Source organism: Rouxiella sp. WC2420 (genome assembly GCF_041200025.1).
Classification (GTDB): domain Bacteria; phylum Pseudomonadota; class Gammaproteobacteria; order Enterobacterales; family Enterobacteriaceae; genus Rouxiella.
In genome coordinates, this window is sequence record NZ_CP165628.1 from 3,713,730 (window position 1) to 3,736,780 (window position 23,051).

18 protein-coding genes are annotated in these 23,051 nt (G+C 51.1%); 11 read left to right on the plus strand and 7 right to left on the minus strand.

What is annotated here, in order from left to right:
* Positions 1-60: 60 nt before the first annotated feature.
* Positions 61-1,965 carry an ABC transporter ATP-binding protein gene (locus AB3G37_RS17315; RefSeq protein WP_369788604.1) on the minus strand — a complete coding sequence of 635 codons (1,905 nt, stop codon included), beginning with the start codon at positions 1,963-1,965 and terminating at the stop codon, positions 61-63.
* A 5-nt stretch (positions 1,966-1,970) separates the two neighbouring features.
* Positions 1,971-4,091, minus strand: a complete 2,121-nt coding sequence (rlmKL, locus tag AB3G37_RS17320) for a bifunctional 23S rRNA (guanine(2069)-N(7))-methyltransferase RlmK/23S rRNA (guanine(2445)-N(2))-methyltransferase RlmL (protein ID WP_369788605.1) — start codon at positions 4,089-4,091, stop codon at positions 1,971-1,973.
* A 349-nt stretch (positions 4,092-4,440) separates the two neighbouring features.
* On the opposite strand from rlmKL, the gene AB3G37_RS17325 reads away from it, so the two are divergent.
* Positions 4,441-5,547 (plus strand): YcbX family protein, encoded by a 1,107-nt coding sequence (locus tag AB3G37_RS17325; protein ID WP_369788606.1) that lies wholly within the window; start codon positions 4,441-4,443, stop codon positions 5,545-5,547.
* A gap of 90 nt (positions 5,548-5,637) precedes the next feature.
* On the opposite strand, the gene AB3G37_RS17330 is transcribed toward AB3G37_RS17325, so the two are convergent.
* A complete protein-coding gene (locus AB3G37_RS17330) occupies positions 5,638-6,180 on the minus strand; it encodes a cell division protein ZapC (protein ID WP_009636611.1) in 543 nt (180 codons plus the stop codon).
* A 255-nt stretch (positions 6,181-6,435) separates the two neighbouring features.
* Positions 6,436-7,446, minus strand: a complete 1,011-nt coding sequence (gene pyrD, locus AB3G37_RS17335) for a quinone-dependent dihydroorotate dehydrogenase (RefSeq protein ID WP_009636612.1) — start codon at positions 7,444-7,446, stop codon at positions 6,436-6,438.
* Between pyrD and AB3G37_RS17340 the strand changes: the two genes are divergently transcribed.
* From AB3G37_RS17340 to ssuB, 6 genes are all read left to right on the plus strand, one after another.
* A complete protein-coding gene (locus AB3G37_RS17340; RefSeq protein WP_369788607.1) occupies positions 7,445-7,606 on the plus strand; it encodes a hypothetical protein in 162 nt (53 codons plus the stop codon). The two genes, pyrD and AB3G37_RS17340, sit on opposite strands and share 2 nt — an antisense overlap.
* 154 nt (positions 7,607-7,760) lie before the next feature.
* Positions 7,761-8,336 carry an NADPH-dependent FMN reductase gene (ssuE, locus tag AB3G37_RS17345; protein ID WP_009636613.1) on the plus strand — a complete coding sequence of 192 codons (576 nt, stop codon included), beginning with the start codon at positions 7,761-7,763 and terminating at the stop codon, positions 8,334-8,336.
* A gap of 15 nt (positions 8,337-8,351) precedes the next feature.
* Positions 8,352-9,320: an aliphatic sulfonate ABC transporter substrate-binding protein gene (locus AB3G37_RS17350; RefSeq protein ID WP_369788608.1), complete on the plus strand. Its 969-nt coding sequence runs from the start codon at positions 8,352-8,354 to the stop codon at positions 9,318-9,320.
* A 92-nt stretch (positions 9,321-9,412) separates the two neighbouring features.
* Positions 9,413-10,567: an FMNH2-dependent alkanesulfonate monooxygenase gene (gene ssuD, locus AB3G37_RS17355; protein ID WP_009636615.1), complete on the plus strand. Its 1,155-nt coding sequence runs from the start codon at positions 9,413-9,415 to the stop codon at positions 10,565-10,567.
* Between the two features lie 9 nt (positions 10,568-10,576).
* Positions 10,577-11,371 carry an aliphatic sulfonate ABC transporter permease SsuC gene (gene ssuC, locus AB3G37_RS17360; protein WP_009636616.1) on the plus strand — a complete coding sequence of 265 codons (795 nt, stop codon included), beginning with the start codon at positions 10,577-10,579 and terminating at the stop codon, positions 11,369-11,371.
* Positions 11,368-12,141, plus strand: a complete 774-nt coding sequence (gene ssuB, locus AB3G37_RS17365) for an aliphatic sulfonates ABC transporter ATP-binding protein (protein WP_369788609.1) — start codon at positions 11,368-11,370, stop codon at positions 12,139-12,141. Before ssuC ends, ssuB begins: the two co-directional genes overlap by 4 nt.
* An 80-nt stretch (positions 12,142-12,221) precedes the next feature.
* Here ssuB and pepN read toward each other — a convergent pair whose 3' ends face one another.
* Positions 12,222-14,873, minus strand: coding sequence for an aminopeptidase N (pepN, locus tag AB3G37_RS17370; protein WP_369788610.1), 2,652 nt, complete (start codon positions 14,871-14,873; stop codon positions 12,222-12,224).
* A gap of 671 nt (positions 14,874-15,544) precedes the next feature.
* Between pepN and pncB the strand changes: the two genes are divergently transcribed.
* The 4 genes from pncB to AB3G37_RS17390 all read left to right on the plus strand — a co-directional run bounded on the left by pncB (position 15,545) and on the right by AB3G37_RS17390 (position 21,461).
* Complete coding sequence (pncB, locus tag AB3G37_RS17375) at positions 15,545-16,750, plus strand: nicotinate phosphoribosyltransferase (RefSeq protein WP_369788611.1); 1,206 nt, start codon at positions 15,545-15,547, stop codon at positions 16,748-16,750.
* A gap of 448 nt (positions 16,751-17,198) precedes the next feature.
* Positions 17,199-18,599, plus strand: coding sequence for an asparagine--tRNA ligase (gene asnS, locus AB3G37_RS17380; RefSeq protein WP_009636620.1), 1,401 nt, complete (start codon positions 17,199-17,201; stop codon positions 18,597-18,599).
* A 300-nt stretch (positions 18,600-18,899) separates the two neighbouring features.
* Entirely contained in the window at positions 18,900-19,982 is a 1,083-nt protein-coding gene (locus tag AB3G37_RS17385; RefSeq protein ID WP_009636621.1) for a porin, read from the plus strand.
* Positions 19,983-20,270: 288 nt separating this feature from the next.
* Entirely contained in the window at positions 20,271-21,461 is a 1,191-nt protein-coding gene (locus tag AB3G37_RS17390) for an amino acid aminotransferase (RefSeq protein ID WP_369788612.1), read from the plus strand.
* Between the two features lie 161 nt (positions 21,462-21,622).
* Here the strand turns inward: AB3G37_RS17390 and AB3G37_RS17395 are convergent, their stop codons facing one another.
* Together AB3G37_RS17395 and AB3G37_RS17400 are read right to left on the minus strand one after the other, a co-directional pair.
* Positions 21,623-22,270, minus strand: a complete 648-nt coding sequence (locus tag AB3G37_RS17395) for an MBL fold metallo-hydrolase (protein ID WP_369788613.1) — start codon at positions 22,268-22,270, stop codon at positions 21,623-21,625.
* Positions 22,271-22,427: 157 nt separating this feature from the next.
* Entirely contained in the window at positions 22,428-22,982 is a 555-nt protein-coding gene (locus tag AB3G37_RS17400) for a YcbK family protein (RefSeq protein ID WP_009636624.1), read from the minus strand.
* Positions 22,983-23,051: the final 69 nt, after the last annotated feature.

Genomic DNA, 23,051 nt, shown 5'->3' on the forward strand with positions numbered 1-23,051 from the left:
GGAAAAACGACACTTCTGCCGCCTTTCCCACGGGAGAGACGGCAGAAGCAAGATGCGAACTTAGCCGTTCTTCTGAGCTTCAAGCGCTTCCCAGCGCTCAAACGCCTGCTCTAACTCGAGCTCGGCGCTGGCAAGAGCATTCAGCACTTGCTGGGTTTCATCGTGAGGACGCGTAAAGAAGCTGGCATCGCTCATCTGCTTGCCGAGGTCTTCGATACGCCCTTCCAACTCGCTGATTTTCTGAGGCAACTGTTCCAGCTCGCGCTGTTGATTGTAGCTCATTTTATTAGCGGTGCGTTTTGCCGGCTCAGCTTTGGCCGCTGGCGCTGCCTTGCTTTCGGCCGGAGCAGAAGAACGCAGGATACGCTGCGAGCTGCGCTGGTGGTGCGCATCGTGATAACCGCCAACATAGCTGTTGATCACCCCGTCGCCTTCATAAATCCAGCACTCGGTCGCCGAGTTATCTACAAATTCACGGTCGTGGCTTACCAGCATCACAGTACCCTGATAGCTGTCGATCAGCTCTTCCAGCAGTTCCAGAGTTTCAACATCCAGGTCATTGGTCGGTTCATCGAGAATCAACAGGTTGCTTGGACGCAGGAACAGTTTAGCCAGCAGCAGGCGGTTACGCTCACCGCCAGACAGCGCCTTGACCGGAGTCATTGCACGTTTCGGGTGGAACAGGAAGTCTTGCAGATAGCCCAGTACGTGGCGTGAACGGCCATTTACCATGACTTCCTGCTTGCCTTCGGCCAGGTTGTCCATCACGGTACGTTCCGGGTCAAGCTCTGCGCGGTGCTGGTCGAAATAGGCGACTTCCAGCTTGGTCCCGCAGTGTACGCGGCCGCTATCGGCCTCCAGCTGGCTGAGCATCAGCTTGAGCAGCGTGGTTTTACCACAGCCGTTCGGGCCAACCAGAGCAATTTTATCGCCACGCATAACTTGCGCAGAGAAATCACGAACCAGCTGCTTACCGGCCACGCTGTAGTTAACGTCTTCCATCTCGAAGACGATTTTGCCGGAGCTGGAAGCCTCGACAACCTGCATTTTGGCGGTCCCCATCACTTCACGGCGATCGGAACGCTCTTTACGCAGGGCTTTCAATGCACGCACGCGGCCTTCATTACGGGTACGACGCGCTTTAATGCCCTGTCGGATCCACACTTCTTCCTGCGCCAGTTTTTTGTCGAATTCGGCATTCTGCAAGTCTTCAACGCGCAGCGCTTCTTCTTTGCTGGTCAGATACAGCTCGTAGTTACCCGGATAAGACACCAGCTTGCCGCGATCGAGATCGACAATGCGGGTCGCCATGTTGCGGATAAATGAACGGTCATGCGAGATAAAGATGATGCTGCCCTGGAATTCTTTCAGAAACTCTTCCAGCCAGGCGATACTCTCGATATCAAGGTGGTTCGTTGGTTCGTCGAGCAGCAATACTTTCGGGTTGCTCACCAACGCACGGCCCAGCGCGGCTTTACGCAACCAGCCGCCGGACAAGGCAGAAAGCTCAGTATCGCCGTTAAGACCCAGCTGCAACAGCACTTCGCTGATACGGCTGTCGAGCTGCCACAGGCCCTGATGATCGAGGATTTCCATAACCTGTGCCAGTTTGTTCATGTTTTTCTCACTCGGATCGGTTTCGACCAAATGAGAAATGGCATGATAGGCTTTCAGATGTTCGGCCTGTTCAGAAACACCTTCAGAAACGAAATCGAATACCGTACCGGCAACATTGCGCGGCGGATCCTGTTGCAGACGCGCCACAATCAAGTCCTGCTCGTACACAATACGACCATCATCCAGCGGCACTTCGCGGTTGATGATCTTCATCAGAGTCGATTTGCCCGCGCCGTTACGCCCAACCAGACAGACGCGCTCGTTAGGTTCGATATGAAGTTCGGTGTTATCCAAAATAGGCGCATCGCTGTAAGACAACCAGGCACCTGACATGCTAATTAACGACATAGACTTTATTTTTCCTCGCTGGCGTGAGTGATTAACCAGCAGTTGTGAATTTGGCGGTTACGGGCAAAGTCTTGAGACAGAGTCTGGCCGGTAATTTCTTTCGCGCTCAGGCCAAGTTTGCTCAAACCCTCGGCGTCCATTTGGAAACCGCGCTTGTTGTTTGAGAACATGATAGTGCCGTTGCGACGCAAAATGCGTTTCAAATCTTTCATCAGCGCCAGATGATCGCGCTGAACGTCAAAGCTTTCGGCCATACGTTTCGAGTTGGAGAACGTTGGCGGATCGATAAAGATCAGGTCGAATTGCTCATCGGCATTGGCCAGCCACGACAGGCAGTCGGCCTGGATCAGGCGATGTTGACGACCGGTCAGGCCATTAACTCGCAGATTTTTTTCAGCCCATTCCAGATAAGTGCGCGACATATCGACAGTAGTCGTGCTGCGCGCGCCACCCAGACCCGCATGCACACTTGCGGTTCCGGTGTAGGCAAACAGATTCAGGAAATCTTTGCCATTGCTCATTTCACCCAGCATTTTGCGGGCGATACGGTGGTCCAGGAACAGGCCGGTATCGAGATAGTCGGTCAAGTTAACCCAGAATTTGGCGTTAAACTCTTCAACCTGCAAGAATTCACCTTTTTGTGCCAGCTTCTCGTACTGACTCGTGCCCTTCTGCCGTTCACGGGTTTTCAACACCAGCTGACTGGAAGAGATATCCAGCACCGACAAGGTGGCATTGATCACATCAAACAAACGCTGGCGGGCTTTTTGCGCATCCACCGTTTTCGGCGGCGCGTATTCCTGCACCACAACCTTGCTGCCGTAACGGTCTACCGCAACGTTGTATTCTGGCAAATCGGCATCGTATAGACGGTAACATTCAATGCCCTGCTGCTTCGCCCACTTTTCCAATTTCTTAACATTTTTCCGCAGGCGATTGGCGAAATCTTCGGCAATCTGTGTTCCGGCGGTACCATTTGGATTTTCAGCCAGCTGATAATTTTTCTGCACGCACTCCAGCGGGCCATTTTTCGCCTTGAACTGACGATCGGCACGCAGTTGCAAACAGCTCAACAATTCTGGTGAGGCGCTGAACAGCGACAGTTGCCAACCGCCAAACTGCGTTTTAGCTACGCGGCCCAGCAGGTTGTGCAAGGCAATCAGTGCCGGTTCGCTTTCCAGTCGCTCGCCGTAGGGCGGGTTGCTGATAATAGTGCCTACCGGACCTTCAGGCAGCGGGTTTTTCAGCTTGCCAACTTCTGCGGCTTCAAAGCTTATCAACTCGGCAACACCGGCGCGGCGGGCGTTGGCTTTCGCCATTTCAATGACCCGGCGATCGATGTCTGAACCAAAGAAGCGTGAGGTGGTTTCCTGTACCGCACGGCGCGTACGCACCTGGGCTTCAGTGGTCAACTCGCGCCACAGTTCCTCATTAAAGTTAGACCAGGCGGTAAAGCCCCAGTGCTGACGATGCAGGCCCGGAGCGCGATCGCCGGCGATCATCGCGGCTTCAATCAGCAGGGTGCCAGAACCACACATCGGATCGACCATCGGCGTGCCCGCCTGCCAGCCGGATCGCATGACGATTGCCGCTGCCAGGCTTTCTTTCAACGGAGCCTGACCCGTCAGGTCGCGATAACCGCGCTGATGCAGGCCTTCGCCGCTGAGATCGAGGGCAACGCTTGCAGTATCACGCTGCAGGAAAACGTTGACGCGAATATCAGGCTGCTGCTTTGCCACATTCGGACGCTCGTCCATCTTGCGGGTAAAGCTGTCAACGATCGCATCTTTAACTTTCAACGCGCCGTATTGGCTGTTGCGGATTTCATCATTCAGGCCGCTAAAATGCACCGCGAAGGTTTTCTCGACGCCAAAGATGCTCGGCCAGTCGATAGCCATCACGCCCAGATACAGGTCGAGATCGCTGTGAACTTTAAATTCATTTAAAGGAAGCAGGATGCGCGAAGCCAAACGGCTCCACAGCAGACTTTTGTAAAGCAGGCGATCGTCGCCCTCAAAATGGACTCCTCCCTGCACTACTTTGCAGGACTGCGCACCCAGCGTTTCAAGTTCGCTTTTTAATAGTTCTTCCAATCCACGCGCCGTGCTGGCAAACAAAGAGTTCATATTGACGTAATCACCTAGAAGTTATTTCCTACAATTAAAAACTTTCCTTACTTTAATCAGTAAGGTACATACCCAACGCCATTGGCATTTGCTGGAGAAAACTCCAGATGAGACAGCCTGACGGCAAGCGAGTAAATCTCCCCGAGAGCTTACATCAGTAAGTGATTAGGGCGCGCGAGCGCAGCCAACACCGCTGCGGTTGCAAGGACGACGGGTATAATGAGCTGCGCATTATAGCTAATCTTGCAAGATTGTCATAAAGTCTGTGGCTACAACATAAAAAGAGCCCAATACCAAATAATTAGCGCCCGTATAGAAAGCCGATTGTTGGTGTGGCCCGGAGGTAATAGTGGTCAGTTTGTCACGCTTGTACGTTCATCCAGTCAAATCCATGCGCGGTCTGCAACTTTCGCATGCTCAGGTTACACCCAGCGGTCTGGCATTTGACCGCCTCTTCATGCTAACCGATCCCCAGGGGATGTTTATTACCGCCCGCCAGTATCCGCAGCTGGTGCAGTTTACACCGGCTTTGTTACCTGATGGTTTAATTTTAACCAGCCCTGATGGCCGCAACAGCGTATCGGTAAAATTCGCTGAATTTGCCGAGCAGTCTGCACCCACCGAGGTGTGGGGAAATCAGTTCACTGCCCAGATTGCACCTGCCGACATCAACCGCTGGTTAAGCGGTTATCTTAAACGTGACGTAGAGTTGCGCTGGGTCGGAAAGGATCTTACTCGCCGCGTTAAAAACCAGCCTGAGATCCCGCTTTCTTTTGCTGACGGCTTCCCTTATCTATTACTCAACGAAGCCTCGATGTTCGATCTCAAGCAGCGATGCCCGGCCAGCGTCAAGCTGGAGCAGTTCCGACCTAATCTGGTGATAACAGGTGCTGAAGCCTACGCCGAAGATACCTGGCAGACTATCCGCGTCGGCAGCGTGATTTTTGATTTGGTCAAACCTTGCAGCCGCTGCGTGCTGACTACTGTCAGTACCGAACGCGGCAGGAAGCATCCTTCCGGTGAACCTTTGAAAACGCTGCAGAGTTATCGCACCGCCGATGATGGCGACGTCGATTTCGGCCAGAATATGATTGCCCGTAACAGTGGCATTATTCGCGCTGGCGACAGCGTGGAGATCCTCGCAACCAAACCTGCGCGCCGCTATTCGGCCGGTGTTGTGGTTGAGAATGTCGAACTGCCGGAAACCGAAGCGCAACCAGTGGCTATCACATATAAAGGCAGCGAGTTTAAGGGTAATAATCAGCAGATCCTGTTAGAACAGCTGGAGCAGCAAGGATTCAAGATCCCTTACTCGTGTCGCGCGGGGATTTGCGGAAGTTGTAAATTGACGATGGTCGAGGGTGAAGTTAATGCACTTAAAGCCAGCGCCATTGGTAAACAGGGTAAAATTCTTTCTTGCAGCTGTGTTCCGGCGTCGGATCTAATATTGGAATAATATAGAGTTCGGCTTCAGCGAAGCGGTTTATAAACCCGATGATCTTAAATAGAAAAGTGAGTCGGGTAATAAAAGTACGCAGGAGCCTGTTTATACTGCCCTGTCGTAAACGGCTTCAGCTTTAATTTGCGCAGGCATCAAACGGTCATGCATGATTTTAATGGCGTCACCCAGCACCATGCCTCGGCCGGCCAAAGTCAGCCGTTCCTGTGCCAACAGGCACAAACTGGCATTATCCCCTGACTCAACCACCAGCAAAGTTACCTGTTCACCCGATTCCATAACATTAACGCAGGCCAACTGACCATTATCCGGCTGGAAAGGATGATATTGTTGAGTGAAATGCCAGCTTTTTGGCATCAGCGGTTTTAAAAATCGAAAAGCGACTAAGGCATTGAGAACTAATTCAGCGCGTTGTTCGGCGGCTAATTTAATTTTTTTACACTGCTCTTCGAAATCAAAATATAACGCAGCATCGTCGACACAAAAACCAGATTCGGCAAAAGCATCAGGCGTCAGCATTTTCGCAGGAAAACGGGAACGGAAAATCATGCCATTGGCAAGGTCCAGCATCAATCGGTCATGTTCAGCGTCAAAATACCAACGCCAATTATCGTCTGGTTTGATTTTCATTACGTTATCCTATTTACCTCGCCCGCATGATTGGCACAGCGCCACTCAATGCAAGTGACCGGCCACAGAATTTATTGCCCAACGGTAACACTATTTGCGGGAACCTCAATATAGGACAAATCGTAGGTTGGTGGCCCGCAAAGAGAGATAATCACTGACTAGTACACTAAATACTCAATGAATAAAATATAAACGACCCGGAAGCAGAAATAAAGCCCCGGCCCGTTTTGTTTACAAAATAATTGTGAGCAACAACTATATATTCATCAGAATATTTTTAATCAGTTGCGGGCCATGATAGATAAACCCGGAATAGATTTGAATTAATGATGCACCCGCAGCCATTTTTTCACGCGCAGAAGTTAAAGAATCAATACCGCCAACGCCAATAATTGGCATCTTGCCTTTCAATTCTTCGGACAACATGCGGATAATCTGCGTGCTTTGCAGCTGCACGGGGCGACCGCTTAATCCACCCGCTTCATTACCATAATTCAGACCGGCAACTAAATTACGCTCCAGCGTAGTGTTGGTCGCAATTACGCCATCCATATTATGCTTGACCAAACTGTCGGCTATTTGGATCAACTCTTCATGAGAAAGATCCGGCGCGATCTTAACCGCAACGGGTACATATTTTTGATGACGCTGTTGCAATTCAAGCTGCTTATTCTTGATTGACCCCAAAAGATCATCAAGCGCTTCACCATATTGCAGAGTACGTAATCCCGGAGTGTTTGGTGACGAAATATTAATGGCGATATAACCGGCATAAGGATAAACCTTCTCCATGCAGATTAAATAATCGTCTGCGCCATTTTCGACAGGGGTATCTTTATTCTTGCCAATATTAATACCCAGCACGCCGCCAAAGTGTGATTTTTTAACGTTATTGACTAAATTATCGACACCGTGGTTGTTAAACCCCATGCGATTAATTATGCCTTCCGCTTCAACTACGCGAAACATACGCGGCTTGGGATTGCCATCCTGCGCGCGTGGCGTGACGGTTCCAACCTCTACGAATCCAAATCCCATTGCGCCAAAGGCGTCAATGCATTCACCGTTTTTATCCAGACCTGCTGCCAGCCCTAATGGATTTTTGAAGGTTAATCCCATGCAGGTAACAGGTTTGGAAGGCACCGATTGACGGATCAGAAACTCGAACGGAGAACCTGAAAGACGGCTGAGTTGGCGAAAAGTTAATTCGTGCGCACGCTCTGGATCGAGCTGAAACAGTGCTTTCTTTACTAAGGGATAAAACATGGATTCTCCTGAGGTCCCGGTGGCTAATGGCTGGTGGCCAGTCGGGGCGATATTATCGACTAAGGCACGACTAATTGGAATTGATTCCCGTGAAAAATCGCGCTGGCAGGCAAACGATACCTTTTTTATTTTCCTCTCTAAAACATTCTCGCCACAGTAACTCCTCAATGTCGGACGATTTTTAACCTTATATCCATTTTCAATCTATTAAAACCCAGAATTTAGATTTCCAGTCATAAGCTAAGGCCTGTTAATTTAATTCAAATTCTGCACAAATTTGTTAGTTATATAACTTACAGTTATAAGGGGATGCAATGAAAGTCATATCACTCGCCGGTAGCCCGCGTCAGCCGTCTCGCTCTTCCGCCTTGCTGGCCATTAGTCAACAGTGGTTAAAGGAGCGTGGTGTAGAAGTTATTTCTTACAGCCTGCAAGACTTTGCAGCCGAAGACTTGCTGTTTGCCAACTTCAATAGCCCGCAGCTGAAAGAACTCATTGCGCAGTTAGAGACCGCCGATGGTTTGCTTATTGCCACCCCTGTATATAAAGCCTCATTTTCTGGTGCATTGAAAACGCTGCTTGATCTTCTGCCCGAGCGCGCCCTTGAACATAAAGTCGTTTTGCCACTGGCCACCGCAGGTTCGATCGGTCATATGCTGGCAATCGATTACGCGCTGAAACCGGTTCTCAATGCACTGAAGGCTCAAGAAGTGTTGCAAGGTGTGTTTGCCGACGACAGGCTGGTCGGCCAATACCAGAACTTCCCGGCCGAACTGGAAGAGGGTTTGCAGTCACGTCTTGATGACTCCCTGGAAACTTTCCTGGCCGCTTTGGGCCATCGCCATTCTCTTGCTATCGCCCGTGCAAAACGTCAACACGCTCACGCCTGATATGGATAACTATTAATGACTATTTTTGGCTCCCGTATTTTGGCCACTTTGGCCCTCACTTTAGGTTTGAGCAGTGTCATGTCGGTTCAGGCGCAGGAAAAAGATCCGGCTGAATTCCATATTGCGATTCAGAAAGGATCGATTGGGCTGATTTTGGCGCAAAGCCATCATCTATTTGAAAAGCGTTTTCCGAATACCAGGATTACCTGGGATCAGTTTGCCGCAGGCCCGCAGATCCTTGAGGCACTGAACGTCGGCAGTATCGACTTCGGCGGCACGGGTGATTTACCGCCGCTGTTTGCGCAAGCAGCCGGTGCTGACCTGCTTTATGTCGGTTATCAGCCCCCGCAGCCCAAGGCCGAGGTGATTCTGGTGCCTGAAAACAGCCCGATTAAAACTGTGGCTGACCTCAAAGGACACACGCTGGCGTTCCAGAAAGGTTCCAGCTCCAACAATTTCGTGCTGCGCGCACTGCAAAATGCCGGCCTGAAATACACCGATATCAAACCACAGTATCTGGCACCTTCAGACGCAATGGCCGCATTCCAGCAGCACGACGTCGATGCCTGGGCAATTTGGGACCCGTACTATTCTGCGGCACTGAACCACGGTGACGTTCGCGTCCTGCTTGATGGCAGCACGCTGAACCAGACCGGTTCTTTCTATTTGGCGCCGAAGAAATTTACCGAGGCCCATCCGCAGTTTATTTCGCAAGTCTTGCAGGTGTTGAGTCAGGCGAATGCGCTGATCAAAAGCGAGCCCAAGCAGAGTATTCAACTGTTGGCGAAATCGACTGGTTTGCCAGAAAAAGTCATCGCCACATATTTCTCTCATTTACCTGATGACGAAACAATTCGCCCAGTAGATGCAGAAACAGAAAAACGTCAACAGGCCACGGCCGATTTGTTCTATGCCAATCACCTGCTGCCAAAACCCATCGAGATAAAAGATCGTATCTGGCAGGCGCCTGCGCTGGCCCAGTAAGTTTACTTAATCCATCGACCATGGCGCATAGCGCCGTTGTTTACCCAAATTGAAAGCACACCCACGCGGTGTAAAGAAAAAAGGAATATCACATGAGTCTGAACGTATTCTGGTTTTTACCTACTCACGGTGACGGTCACTATCTCGGCACCAGCGAAGGCGCGCGAGCCGTGGATCACGGCTATCTGACCCAGATTGCCCAGGCCGTAGACCGCCTCGGTTTTGGCGGCGTGCTTATCCCGACTGGCCGCTCATGTGAAGATTCCTGGCTGGTGGCTGCGTCGCTTATCCCGGTTACGCAAAAGCTTAAGTTTTTAGTCGCGCTGCGTCCGGGGATCATCTCCCCGACCCTCGCCGCCCGCCAGGCCGCCACGCTGGATCGCCTGTCCAATGGCCGTGCGCTGTTCAATCTGGTGACCGGTGGTGACGAGGAAGAGCTGGCCGCAGAAGGTTTGTTCCTCAATCATGAAGAACGTTATGAGGCCTCTGCCGAGTTCACTCATATCTGGCGTCGAGTGCTGGAAGGTGAAACCGTGACCTTCGAAGGCAAACACATCAGCGTTAAGGGTGCCAGCCTGCTGCATCCGCCGGTTCAACTGCCGCGCCCGCCTCTTTATTTCGGCGGTTCTTCTGAAGCTGCAAAAGAGCTGGCGGGTGAACAAGTTGAACTGTATCTGACCTGGGGTGAGCCTCTTGCGGCAGTTAAGGAAAAGATTGCTGAAGTCCGTGCCAAGGCCGCCAAACATGGCCGTACAGTGCGATTCGGCATTCGTCTGCACGTAATTGTGCGCGAAACCACGGAAGAGGCCTGGAAAGCCGCCGACCGCCTGATTGCCAATCTGGATGATGAGACCATCGCCAAGGCGCAGGCCAAATTTGCTAAAACAGACTCTGTGGGGCAGCACCGCATGGCGGCATTGCACGGCGGCAAGCGCGACAAGCTGGAAATTGCCCCGAATCTGTGGGCCGGTGTTGGCCTGGTTCGGGGTGGCGCAGGCACTGCATTGGTCGGTGACGGTCCAACAGTCGCCGCAAGAATGCAGGAATATGCTGACTTGGGTATCGATACCTTTGTGCTTTCCGGTTATCCGCATCTGGAAGAAGCCTACCGCGTCGGCGAACTGCTGTTCCCACATCTTAATCTGGCAACCTCCGAAGACGTTGAAAGCCCTGCCCGCCGCGCCATCAAGGCTCACGGTGAGTTGGTTGCCCATGATTTTGCACCACAGCGCGTGTCAGAAAGTTAAGGACGAATCATGAGCAACATGACTGAACGTTGGATAAATCGCTTAACGCCGTGGATTGTTCCGGTGGTGTTAGTCGCCAGCTGGCAGATTTCCGTGCAGGCAGGCTGGCTTTCAACCCGCATTCTGCCCTCGCCCAGTGCGGTAATTGAAGCCTTCTGGACGCTGGCCAAATCCGGCGATCTTTGGGTCAACCTGAAAATTAGTACCTATCGTGCGCTGGCCGGTTTTGTGATTGGCGGCAGCATAGGTCTGTTGCTCGGCTTTATTACCGGACTTTCACGCTGGGGCGAACGCCTGCTGGATAGCTCCCTGCAGATGCTGCGCAACATCCCGCATCTGGCGCTGATCCCGCTGGTGATCCTGTGGTTTGGCATCGATGAGTCGGCGAAAATTTTTCTGGTTGCCCTCGGCACGCTGTTCCCAATCTACCTCAACACCTATCACGGCATTCGCAATATCGACCGTGGATTGCTCGAAATGTCGCGCAGCTATGGTTTATCAGGATTCCCACTGTTTTGGCAGGTGGTATTACCGGGCGCGCTGCCCTCGATTATGGTCGGTGTGCGTTTTGCCTTGGGCTTTATGTGGCTGACGCTGATTGTTGCCGAAACTATTTCTGCCAACTCGGGGATTGGTTATCTGGCGATGAACGCCCGCGAATTCCTGCAAACCGACGTCGTGGTCGTGTCCATCATCCTGTACGCTGCCCTCGGCAAACTGGCGGATATCGTGGCGCGTTCGCTTGAACACGTCTGGTTGCGCTGGCACCCGGCTTACCAAAGTAAACAAGGAGCAACCGCATGACTGAACCGACTCGAATTCCGCAAGGCACGCCGGTTACTCTGGCCGGTATTGTTAAAAAATACGGCAATCGCACGGTGCTGAGAGAAGTCAATCTGCGGATTTCTCCCGGACAGTTTGTCGCCGTGGTAGGCCGCAGCGGCTGTGGTAAAAGCACCCTGCTGCGCCTGCTGGCCGGGCTGGAGAAAACCACCAGCGGCGATCTGCTGAGTGGCAGCGCCGAACTGAGCAAGGTGCAGGAAGACACCCGCCTGATGTTTCAGGATGACCGCCTGCTGCCGTGGAAGAAAGTGATTGATAATGTCGGACTGGGTCTGAAAGGCCATTGGCGACCGGCAGCTCAGGCCGCGCTTGAAGAAGTCGGCCTCGCTGACCGTGCCAATGAGTGGCCCGCTGCGTTATCCGGGGGACAAAAGCAGCGCGTCGCGCTGGCTCGCGCACTGGTTCACCGACCTCGCCTGCTGTTACTTGACGAACCTTTAGGCGCATTAGATGCTCTGACACGTATCGAGATGCAGAGCCTGATTGAACGCCTTTGGCAACAGCACGGCTTCACGGTGTTGCTGGTCACTCACGACGTCAGCGAAGCGGTAACCGTGGCTGACCGAGTGATCTTGATTGAGCAAGGTGAAATAGGCCTGGATATGCTGGTTGACTTACCCCGTCCTCGCCGACGAGGTTCTGTAAAACTTGCCGAGCTGGAAGAACAGGTGCTCGACCGCGTGCTGCGCCCTCAGCCCGTTGCCGCCGAAGTTAAAGTGGCACAGCGTTAAGCTTATTTTCAAGCGATTAAAAAAGGGCGACATCTCTGTCGCCCTTGTCTTTTGCAAGCTAAATGTCAGCCGTTAATCAGTCAGGCATCCAGCGCCTTGGTGATTTTCTCGTACAAATCGCCAGAAAGATTTTCCAGCCCTTTCAGCTTTAGCAGCGCCTGACGCATCTGGCCCTGACGGTTTTCGTCATAGCGTTTCAGGCGGATCAGTGGTTCGATCATTCGCGCAGCAACCTGCGGGTTACGGGTGTTGAGGTCAGTCAGCATTTCAGTCAGGAAGGCATAACCGCTGCCGTCTGCCGCGTGGAACGCTGCCGGATTGCCCTGTGCAAACGCGCCAATCAGCGATCGAATGCGGTTTGGGTTACCCATGGTAAACGAACGGTGGTTCAACAGGCCACGCACCTGCGCCAGCACATCGGCTGCCGGGCTGGTGGCTTGCAGAATGAACCATTTATCCATCACCAGACCATCCTGATGCCAGCGGTTATCGTAAGCCGCCAGCAGGCGATCGCGGCAAGGCAGGTTGGCCGCCACCGCCGCAGACATCGCCGCCAGTGAATCAGTCATGTTGTCTGCCTGCTCGAACTGCGCGCTGACCAGCCTGTCGGCCTGAACCGGATCGGCAAACGCCAGGTAACGCAAACACACGTTGCGCAGCGAACGCTTGCCAATATCACCATGCTCAACGCGATAAGACGGCAGGCTGTTGGCGTGATAAACCGCCAGGAATTCATCGGCCATCTCAACCGCCAGACAGCGAGTGATTGACTCATGAACCGCACTAATCGCTTCTGGATCAATAATTTCGAACAGTTCGGCGATTTCGTTTTCGGACGGCAGCGTCAGAATCTGCGCCGCCAGCGCCGGATCAATGTTCTCATCGAGCAGCACGGCGCGGAACGCGTCCGCAACGTGCAGCGGCAATGACAGGGGCTGTTTCTGCTGATGGCGCGCCACGTTAAGCTTGATATAAATCGCCAGCAGGCTTTGCGCGGAATCCCAACGCGAAAAATCATTGGTCGCGTGTTTCATCAGGAAAGTCAGCTGATGATCACCATATTTATAGTCCAGCTTCACCGGCGCAGAGAATTCGCGCAGCAAAGAAGGGATCGGCTGATATTCGACATCTTCAAATACGAAAGTCTGCTCGGCTTCGGTCACGTTAAGCACGTTGCTGACTTTCTGGCCATGCTGTTTCAGCGCAATCACCCCGCCTTGCGGGTCGTAAAGCTCGATATCCAGCGGGATATGCAAAGGCAGCTTCTCGGTCTGATCCGGCGTCGGCGGCGTTTTCTGGCTAACAGTCAAAGTATAAGTCTGCTTTTCGACGTCATAGTCATCGCGCACGGTGAGGACTGGCGTACCGGATTGACTGTACCAGCGGCGGAACAGCGACAGATCGACATTAGAGGCATCTTCCATCGCCTGTACAAAATCGTCACAGGTTGCTGCGCTGCCGTCATGCCGCTCAAAATACAGCGCGATACCCGCCTGGAACTGTTGTTCGCCCAGCAGGGTATGCAGCATGCGAATAACTTCAGAACCCTTTTCGTATACCGTCAGCGTGTAGAAGTTATTCATTTCAATAACTTTTTCAGGGCGGATCGGGTGCGCCATCGGGCTGGCATCTTCCGAGAACTGAGCGCCACGCATTACGCGCACGTTATCAATTCGGTTGACCGAACGAGAACCCAGATCAGAGCTAAACTCCTGATCGCGGAACACCGTCAGACCTTCTTTGAGGCTCAACTGGAACCAGTCGCGGCAGGTCACACGGTTGCCGGTCCAGTTATGGAAATATTCGTGGCCGATAACCGCTTCAATGCCGAGATAGTCTTTATCGGTGGCGGTTTCTGCCTTGGCCAGCACGTATTTAGAGTTAAATACGTTAAGACCTTTGTTTTCCATCGCGCCCATGTTGAAGAAATCTACCGCCACGATCATAAAGATGTCGAGATCGTATTCCAGATTAAAGCGCGTTTCGTCCCACTTCATCGACTGCTTCAATGATTCCATTGCCCAGTCGGCACGATCAAGATTGCCGCGATCGACAAAGATTTCCAGTGCGATGTCACGGCCCGAGCGCGTCACAAACTTGTCGCGCAGCACGTCAAAATCACCGGCAACGACAGCAAACAGGTAGCAAGGTTTCGGGAACGGATCTTGCCATTTTATCCAGTGACGACCGCCTTCAAGATCTCCGCCGTCAATGCGGTTGCCGTTTGAAAGTAAATAAGGATAAAGCGCTTTATCGGCGACGATACGGGTGCTGAAACGTGCAAGAACGTCTGGACGGTCCAGATAATAGGTAATGTGGCGGAACCCTTCGGCTTCACACTGAGTACAAAGGGCTTCACCTGAAAGGTAAAGCCCTTCCAGCGCGGTATTTTTAGCCGGATGGATTTCGTTGACCACTGACAGCTCGAAGGACTCCGGCAGGCCGTTAATCACCAGCGTATTCTCGCGCAGCTGGTAGTTTGGCCAGTCCTGGCCGTTAACGCGCAGGCTGATCAGAGTAAGATCTTCACCGTTTAATACCAGGGCCGCACCTTCAGCGCCAAGACGTTTGATCTGGCTAACGGCGGTGACGGTCGTCGTCTGCGCATCAAGGTCGAAATCGAGGTCGATATCAGTAATGGTGTAATCTGGCGCAAGGTAATCATGGCGATATTTTACCTGCGGTTGTGATAGTGCGTCGGTCTGTTGTTCTGTTTGCAGCTGGTCAGTCATAAAAGAACCTTTTGGCGTTTTACAGGAGGATACGCGTGACGCGGGTTAAATAAACTTTATCACAGAAGGTGAAAATTCCCAGACTGCTAGCGGGCTGATAGCTGCAACAGGCGAGCTTTTAGACGAAACAGTCAAAAGCGCCATTAAAAGCTAAAAAATATTTCAGCTTACATTTCACTTTTTTTTAACTTTTTAGTGCTATTTACGTTAACACCGCAATTAAATAATTTCGCCTGTCGTCAATTCCGACTTCCGCTCCAGCATAAGTTTACCGCCGCTACAAATGTGATCAACTCCATGTATTTCATGAAAATTAAGTGAAAAACATTAATAACTAACGGGTTATTACTTTGTTAATATTTATCGGAAACTCGTGTTTAGTATCCTGAACAAGGCACGTTTAGCCCTCGACCTCAGGCGGGGGATTGTGCTGAGATGTGGGTTCATTGACTTGATAATGCGGTATACTTCTCGAACTTTGCCGCTTTTATTCAGGCCACTAACTAACTTTTATTACTCTATGTCATTGGAGCGGCAGCAAGGCAGCAAGCGAGCCGAATCCCGATGAGCTGACACAGATCAGTGATTCGGGTGAGTGAGCGCAGCTAACGCCGCTGCAGTTTCCAGGACGAAGAGTAAGGTTTGTTGCTTCTGACGAGGATGTTGCGCGTATGACCTCATTCGCCTCCCCGATTTTGACTTCGCTGTTAGATACCGATGCCTATAAGCTCCACATGCAGCAGGCGGTCTATCATCGATATGCTAATAGTCATGTTGTAGCCGAGTTCCGTTGCCGTGGTGACGAATTACTGGGCGAATATGCGGATGAAATCCGCCACCAGATTGAGCTGATGAGCGAGCTGGCACTGACCGAAGAAGAGTTTGCCTATCTCTCGGGCCTGCCATTTTTCAAGTCGGATTACCTGCAATGGCTGCGATCGTTCCGTTATAACCCGGCGCATGTCGAGGTTTCCGACCGTCACGGGCATCTGCACATTCGTATCGCGGGTCCATGGCGGGAAGTGATTATGTGGGAAGTGCCGTTGCTGGCAGTGATAAGTGAAGTGGTGCATCAGCATCGCTCGCCTGACGTCACGCCGGAAATGGCGGTTGCCCAGCTGCGGAAAAATTTGCTGAAGTTTAAGCAGGCATCGGCGGACATCGACATATCGGCTTTCAAGCTGATGGATTTTGGCACCCGTCGTCGTTTTTCAGGCACGGTGCAGCGAGCCATTGTCAGTACCTTGAAAGCAGAATTCCCTTATCTGGTGGGGACCAGCAACTACGATTTAGCCCATAAGTTGCAACTTAATCCGGTGGGGACTCAGGCGCACGAATGGTTCCAGGCGCATCAGCAGCTGAGCGCGGTGCTGGCCAACAGTCAACGTGCAGCGTTGCAGGCCTGGCTGGATGAATATCCTGACCAGCTCGGTATTGCGCTCACTGACTGCATTACTATGGATGCATTTCTGCGTGATTTTGGCAGCAAATTCGCGAATGCCTATCAGGGACTGCGCCACGATTCTGGAGACCCGTTTGAATGGGGCGAGAAAGCCGTGGCTCACTATGAAAAGCTTGGCATCGATCCGCTGACTAAAACTTTAGTGTTCTCCGATAATCTGGACCTTGATAAAGCGTTGGATTTGTATCGTCGCTTCCATAAGCGAGTCAATCTGATATTTGGCATCGGCACCCGTTTGACCTGTAACATTCCGCAGGTTAAACCGCTGAACATCGTCATCAAGCTGGTGCAGTGCAACGGTAAGCCGGTGGCTAAACTTTCCGACAGTCCGGGTAAAACCATCTGTCAGGATAAAGCCTTTGTGCAGGCATTGCGCAAAGCTTTCGATTTACCGCTGATAAAGAAAGCGTCCTGATTTGTTTTGCCCAAGGCAGCTCGGCTTCTCTCCTCACCGATGCCTGCCCTCCCCCTGCTTATGAAGCCTGCGCTAAATCTGGGATTCAGTTATAAAAGTGGGGGGAAATGTGGACTCCGGCTTTTTACCCGCCAACATTTACCCGCCAACAACCGCTGCAGAATTTTTCCATCATTACCCACCCGTCTGCTTGATTCCTTTATATATAGAAACAGAAACTGAATAAGCCACTTTTTCACCACTTTTACCCTCTCTCGTTTTGTCATGCTCAAAGTTATCGCTGCAAGGGCACAAATGTTGCGGTCAATGGGTGATTTCTGCTTGTGTCCTGAAAAACCCTAAGTAACATAGCAAAACCCTTTTTAAAAAGGTGTGTGGCTTTCTAGCAGGTTTTTAAAATCGAATTTAAAACCATCGGTATCATCAGAACTATTTAAGAGAGAAATCTATGAGCGTTGCGCCTGTAGTCGACGTACTGCAAGGCCGTGCTGCGGTTGACAGTGAAGTCACCGTACGCGGTTGGGTACGTACCCGGAGAGATTCAAAAGCTGGCATCTCCTTCCTCGCCGTATATGACGGCTCCTGCTTTAATCCGTTACAGGCCGTCGTAAATAATTCTTTGCCTAATTATCAGGATGAAGTATTGCGCCTGACTACTGGCTGTTCTGTAGAAGTGACTGGAACCGTTGTGGCATCGCCTGGCGAAGGCCAGAGTTTTGAGCTGCAGGCAACGGCTATCAAGGTGGTCGGCTGGGTTGACGATCCTGACACCTATCCGATGGCGGCCAAACGCCACAGCATCGAATATCTGCGCGAAGTTGCTCACCTGCGCCCACGTACCAACCTGATTGGTGCCGTGGCGCGCGTTCGTAACACCCTGTCGCAGGCAATTCACCGTTTCTATCATGAAAACGGCTACTTCTGGGTATCGACCCCACTGATCACCGCTTCTGATACAGAAGGCGCCGGTGAGATGTTCCGTGTTTCAACGTTAGATCTGCAAAACCTGCCGCGTACCGACAAGGGCGAGATCGACTTCAACGAGGATTTCTTCGGCAAAGAAGCGTTCCTGACCGTATCGGGCCAGCTGAATGGCGAATCTTACGCCTGTGCGCTGTCGAAGATTTACACCTTCGGCCCGACCTTCCGCGCTGAAAACTCCAACACCAGCCGCCATCTGGCCGAGTTCTGGATGGTGGAGCCGGAAGTTGCCTTTGCAACTCTGGATGACATCGCTGCACTGGCCGAAAACATGCTGAAGTATGTTTTCCAGGCAGTTTTGGACGAAAGAGCCGACGATCTGGCCTTCTTCGCCGAACGCGTAGACAAAGATGCTATTTCACGCCTTGAACGATTTGTAACTTCCGATTTCGCACAGGTCGACTATACCGACGCTGTAAAAATTCTGATCGATTCAGGTAAAAAATTCGAAAATGACGTCTCATGGGGCGTAGATCTCTCTTCAGAGCACGAACGTTACCTTGCAGAGCAACATTTCAAAGCGCCGGTAGTGGTTAAAAATTACCCTAAAGATATCAAAGCGTTTTACATGCGTATGAACGAAGACGGCAAAACCGTCGCCGCGATGGACGTATTGGCACCGGGAATTGGCGAGATAATCGGCGGTTCTCAGCGTGAAGAACGCCTGGATGTTCTGGATGCTCGTTTGGAAGAGATGGGGCTTAATAAAGAAGATTACTGGTGGTATCGCGATCTGCGTCGCTACGGCACCGTGCCACATTCAGGCTTTGGCCTCGGTTTCGAGCGACTGGTTGCTTACGTTACTGGTGTACAAAACGTGCGCGATGTCATTCCTTTCCCACGTACTCCACGCAGTGCAACCTTCTAATTAATTAAAAGTTATTAATTAAACAAGTTTTGATACAAATTTAAGGCCAGCAATGCTGGCCTTAGCTATTTTTAAACCAAGATCCCTGTCACAAAGTTCCGTAAATTTAATATTTTGTAACACAAATTTTCTTACTGAAACATATTTAGGTGTTTAGTAGCATTTTCGATGTAGATTAAGCGCACCCTCAATGGAACACTGCGTTCAGATACAGGAGACACCAAACTTTCAACAATAGTTCCGTAACATATTGTAGGCAGTGGCAAGGTGTCCAAATAACTCCAATGAGGGTAATAATAAATGATGAAGCGCAACATTCTTGCAGTGGTAATTCCAGCCTTGTTAGCTGCTGGCGCAGCTAATGCAGCCGAAATCTATAATAAAGACGGCAATAAGCTGGATCTGTACGGTAAAGTCGACGGATTGCATTATTTCTCTAACGATGACGGCAGCGATGGCGATCAGTCATACGTGCGTTTCGGCTTCAAAGGCGAAACCAAAATCAATGACAACATCACCGGTTACGGCCAGTGGGAATACAACATTCAGGCTAATAATTCGGAAGGTTCTGACGCGCAAAGCGGCAACAAAACCCGTCTGGGCTTCGCTGGTCTGAAATTTAATGAATACGGTTCTTTCGACTACGGTCGTAACTACGGTCTGATGTACGACACTATCGGCTGGACCGATATGATGCCTGAATACGGCGGCGACTCTGGTTACTCGGACGGTTACTTGTCTGGTCGTTCTACCGGCGTAGCAACTTACCGTAACAACAACTTCTTTGGTCTGGTAGACGGTTGGGACTTCGCCGTTCAGTACCAGGGCAAAAACGACCGTGACAACGGCGACATTCTGCGTGGAAACGGTGACGGCTATGCGCTGTCAACCTCTTACACCTCTTCAATCGGCCTGGGCATCGTAGGTTCTTGGTCTGAGTCCAACCGTACCGATGGCCAGAAAGACTTGGTTTACGGCAACGGTAAAAACAAAGCTAAAAGCTGGGGTACTGCAGTTAAGTATGATGCCAACAACATCTACATCGCTGCTCTCTACACCGAAACTCGCGATGCAGCCCGCATTGATGTGAGCGACGATCTGCAAGGCTTCGCCAACAAAGCGATCACCACAGAAGTTATCGCTCAGTACCAGTTCGACTTTGGCCTGCGCCCTTCTATCGCCTATGTTCAGTCTAAAGGCAAAGATATCGAAGGTATCGGCTCAGCTAACCTGTACAAATACTACGACGTTGGCGCGACTTACTACTTCAACAAAAACATGTCTACCTATGTTGACTACAAAATCAACCAGTTGAAGAAAGACAACCCACTGGGTCTGGCGAATGACGACATCGTTGCTGTTGGTCTGGTTTACCAGTTCTAATCTAGCTTAAGTCGTATTCAACGATACAAATCAAGCAGGGCTTTGGCCCTGCTTTTTTATTGTCTAAAGCTATTAAATACCTTTCTTGGTTAAAACCTTTACCGGATTGTGCGATTCCTTAGCAGACTTATTTTTATCATGAAAATTAAAACCCGTTATCAGTAAAATTAATGCTGACAGACCGCTCACAACTCTGCTTTCTTTTTGCCGCAAACGGTTGGCAAAGACCTATTCAGACGGTAACCTGAACACCTATTTCTGTTAATAACAGGCCATGGAAGTCACCCAATGTTTGAAAAAATCACTGCCGCACCCGCTGATCCTATCCTGGGTCTTACCGATCTTTTCCGCGCTGACGCTCGTCAGGACAAAATTAACCTGGGGATTGGTGTATATAAAGACGAAACAGGTAAGACACCGGTTCTCGCCAGTGTAAAAAAAGCCGAACAATTCTTGCTGGAGAATGAAACCACTAAAACTTATCTGAGCATCGATGGTTTGCCGGACTTCGCCCACTGCACGCAAGAACTGCTGTTTGGTGCCGATAGCGCCCTGATTCGCGACAAGCGTGCGCGTACTGCTCAGACTCCTGGCGGCACTGGAGCACTGCGTATCGCCGCTGATTTCGTTGCCACCCAGACCGACGCCAAACGCGTTTGGATAAGCAATCCAAGCTGGCCAAACCACGTTGGCGTATTTTCTTCCGCTGGCCTGGAAGTTGCAGAATACAATTATTATGACGCCGAAAAGCACGCTTTAGATTTTGACGGCATGTTGAAAAGCCTGAGCGAAGCCAAAGCGGGCGATATCGTGTTGTTCCACGGCTGCTGCCATAACCCGACCGGTATCGACCCTACCGTGGCGCAATGGCAACAACTGGCAGAACTTTCCGTAGCTAACGGTTGGCTGCCGCTGTTCGACTTCGCCTATCAGGGCTTCGCAAAGGGGCTAGAGGAAGACGCACAAGGTCTGCGAATCTTTGCTGCCAAACATCATGAACTGCTGGTTGCCAGCTCGTTCTCGAAAAACTTTGGCCTGTATAACGAGCGCGTAGGTGCTTTCACTCTGGTAACTGCCGACGCTGAAACTGCCGATCGCGCTTTCAGTCAGGTGAAATCGGTAATTCGCACCAACTACTCCAACCCACCGGCGCATGGTGCTGCGGTAGTCGCTACTATTCTTGGCAACCCCGCGCTGCGTGCGCAGTGGGAACAAGAGTTAAGCGATATGCGCCAGCGTATTCACCGCATGCGCGAGCTGTTTGTCACTACTTTGCAGCAGAAAGGCGCCAGCCAGGATTTCAGCTTTATCATTGAACAGAACGGTATGTTCTCGTTCAGCGGACTGAGCAAAGATCAGGTTCTGCGCCTGCGTTCAGAATTTGGTGTTTACGCGGTGAATTCTGGTCGTATCAATGTTGCCGGCATCACGCTGGACAACATGGCGCTACTGTGTGAAGCCATTGCCGCCGTTTTATAAGCTATTGATATAGCAGCAATAAAAAGCCAGCCGGTTAATCGCCCGCTGGCTTTTTTAGTCACAAATTTCTGCAAAGTCATTAGTGCAGCAGGCTTGAGAATGAGCTTACACAGTTAAGCGGTTTGCGCGCGCAAGTGCAGTTCAATTGTTAAGGGTAATCTTTACCAGACTGGCTGCTCATCCTGCAGGAACGGATTCGTCTTTCTTTCATAGCCTAGATTGGACATTGGGCCGTGTCCCGGCAGAAACACAATGTCATCGCCCAGAGGCAGCAGTTTGGTTTTGATCGAGTTAATTAAATCTTCATGACTGCCGCGTGGAAAATCGCTGCGCCCCACTCCGCCCCTGAAAATCACATCCCCTGAGACAGCGAATCTAGCAGCATCGTTGATAAACACGATATGACCCGGAGTATGCCCAGGACATTCAAGAACAGACAGAGTTTCTTCGCCGACCTTGACCACGTCGCCCTCGGCAAGCCACTGATTTGGCGTGAAAGCTGCGCAATCCTCCAGCCCAAACATCCTTGCCTGCTGTGGCAGAGACTCCAGCAAGAAGGCATCTTCTTTATGCGGGCCAATAATTGGCACCTGATAATGCGCGGCAATCTCAGCGGCGGCCCCTACGTGATCAAGGTGCCCATGGGTCAGCAAAACCTGGGTCACAGTCACACCCAACGAGCTGACTTCTTTGATGATTTTTTCGGCGTCACCGCCGGGATCAACTACTGCGGCCTGCTGAGTTTGGGGACAATAGATAACTGAACAGTTCTGGCTGAATGCCGTGACCGGGATGATATGATATTTCATTGGCTCTCCACGCATAACCCTCGCCCCTAAACTACAGCATTGCCTCAGTTCTCGATGCGAATTAATGGCCTAAACCACTTCATTAGGATGAAAACTTATTTTCTGACAATAGTTTCAAGGACGAAGACTATGATTTTTTCCTGATTTTTGCACAAGATCAGGACCAGGTTCGGTTTGGTCCGGTATCAATGTGCACAAAGTCACTTCGTGGATAATATCCTACACCACCCATCCGCATTTTTAACGCCGCTTTGCGGATATTTGCCAAATCAACGCCCTGAATATGGAAATCCATGGCCTTTCCCAGCGTGTGGTAACTGTGTTTTGCAACGCCGCTGCCTGGCTTGCGCAACATATTGTTGGTCGCTAAGGTCCGATAGCCGGAAACCAGCTGTACCGGCTTATTGGTACCCAGGGCAACCTGCAAGCGATAGAGGTGATCAAACAGTTGAGGATCGATTTTTGTGACCTGGCCGCCAGCGCGATAATCGCGGAACAAATGATTTAGTCGCGTCAACTCATCCCTGTTGTATTTCTTGCCGTCAAAAAACTCGGTTTTGAGGGTTTCACCAGTGTGGAGGTTGTTAATCACCAAAACACGGGGTCTTGGTGTGGCAAGCATGGCAAATGCTTCACGGGGAAGCATCGCTGCGCCCATGGCCGCACCACCAAGTGCGAGCCATTTACGACGAATTTTGTCTATTTGGTCCATGAACAGTCAATTACCCGATAGCTATGTCAAAAAAGAAGGTTATTACGCAGGGCCAAATCTTGGCCCCTG

Bases quoted from the DNA above. Each gene is read 5' to 3' on its own strand.
- AB3G37_RS17400 (WP_009636624.1), bottom strand. From the start codon at position 22,982: ATGGACCAAATAGACAAAATTCGTCGTAAATGGCTCGCACTTGGTGGT.
- ssuC (WP_009636616.1), top strand. From the start codon at position 10,577: ATGAGCAACATGACTGAACGTTGGATAAATCGCTTAACGCCGTGGATT.
- pncB (WP_369788611.1), top strand. From the start codon at position 15,545: ATGACCTCATTCGCCTCCCCGATTTTGACTTCGCTGTTAGATACCGAT.
- rlmKL (WP_369788605.1), bottom strand. From the start codon at position 4,091: ATGAACTCTTTGTTTGCCAGCACGGCGCGTGGATTGGAAGAACTATTA.
- AB3G37_RS17340 (WP_369788607.1), top strand. From the start codon at position 7,445: ATGGATTCTCCTGAGGTCCCGGTGGCTAATGGCTGGTGGCCAGTCGGG.
- ssuB (WP_369788609.1), top strand. From the start codon at position 11,368: ATGACTGAACCGACTCGAATTCCGCAAGGCACGCCGGTTACTCTGGCC.
- ssuE (WP_009636613.1), top strand. From the start codon at position 7,761: ATGAAAGTCATATCACTCGCCGGTAGCCCGCGTCAGCCGTCTCGCTCT.
- pyrD (WP_009636612.1), bottom strand. From the start codon at position 7,446: ATGTTTTATCCCTTAGTAAAGAAAGCACTGTTTCAGCTCGATCCAGAG.
- pepN (WP_369788610.1), bottom strand. From the start codon at position 14,873: ATGACTGACCAGCTGCAAACAGAACAACAGACCGACGCACTATCACAA.
- AB3G37_RS17395 (WP_369788613.1), bottom strand. From the start codon at position 22,270: ATGAAATATCATATCATCCCGGTCACGGCATTCAGCCAGAACTGTTCA.
- AB3G37_RS17350 (WP_369788608.1), top strand. From the start codon at position 8,352: ATGACTATTTTTGGCTCCCGTATTTTGGCCACTTTGGCCCTCACTTTA.
- AB3G37_RS17330 (WP_009636611.1), bottom strand. From the start codon at position 6,180: ATGAAAATCAAACCAGACGATAATTGGCGTTGGTATTTTGACGCTGAA.
- AB3G37_RS17315 (WP_369788604.1), bottom strand. From the start codon at position 1,965: ATGTCGTTAATTAGCATGTCAGGTGCCTGGTTGTCTTACAGCGATGCG.
- asnS (WP_009636620.1), top strand. From the start codon at position 17,199: ATGAGCGTTGCGCCTGTAGTCGACGTACTGCAAGGCCGTGCTGCGGTT.
- AB3G37_RS17390 (WP_369788612.1), top strand. From the start codon at position 20,271: ATGTTTGAAAAAATCACTGCCGCACCCGCTGATCCTATCCTGGGTCTT.
- AB3G37_RS17385 (WP_009636621.1), top strand. From the start codon at position 18,900: ATGATGAAGCGCAACATTCTTGCAGTGGTAATTCCAGCCTTGTTAGCT.
- ssuD (WP_009636615.1), top strand. From the start codon at position 9,413: ATGAGTCTGAACGTATTCTGGTTTTTACCTACTCACGGTGACGGTCAC.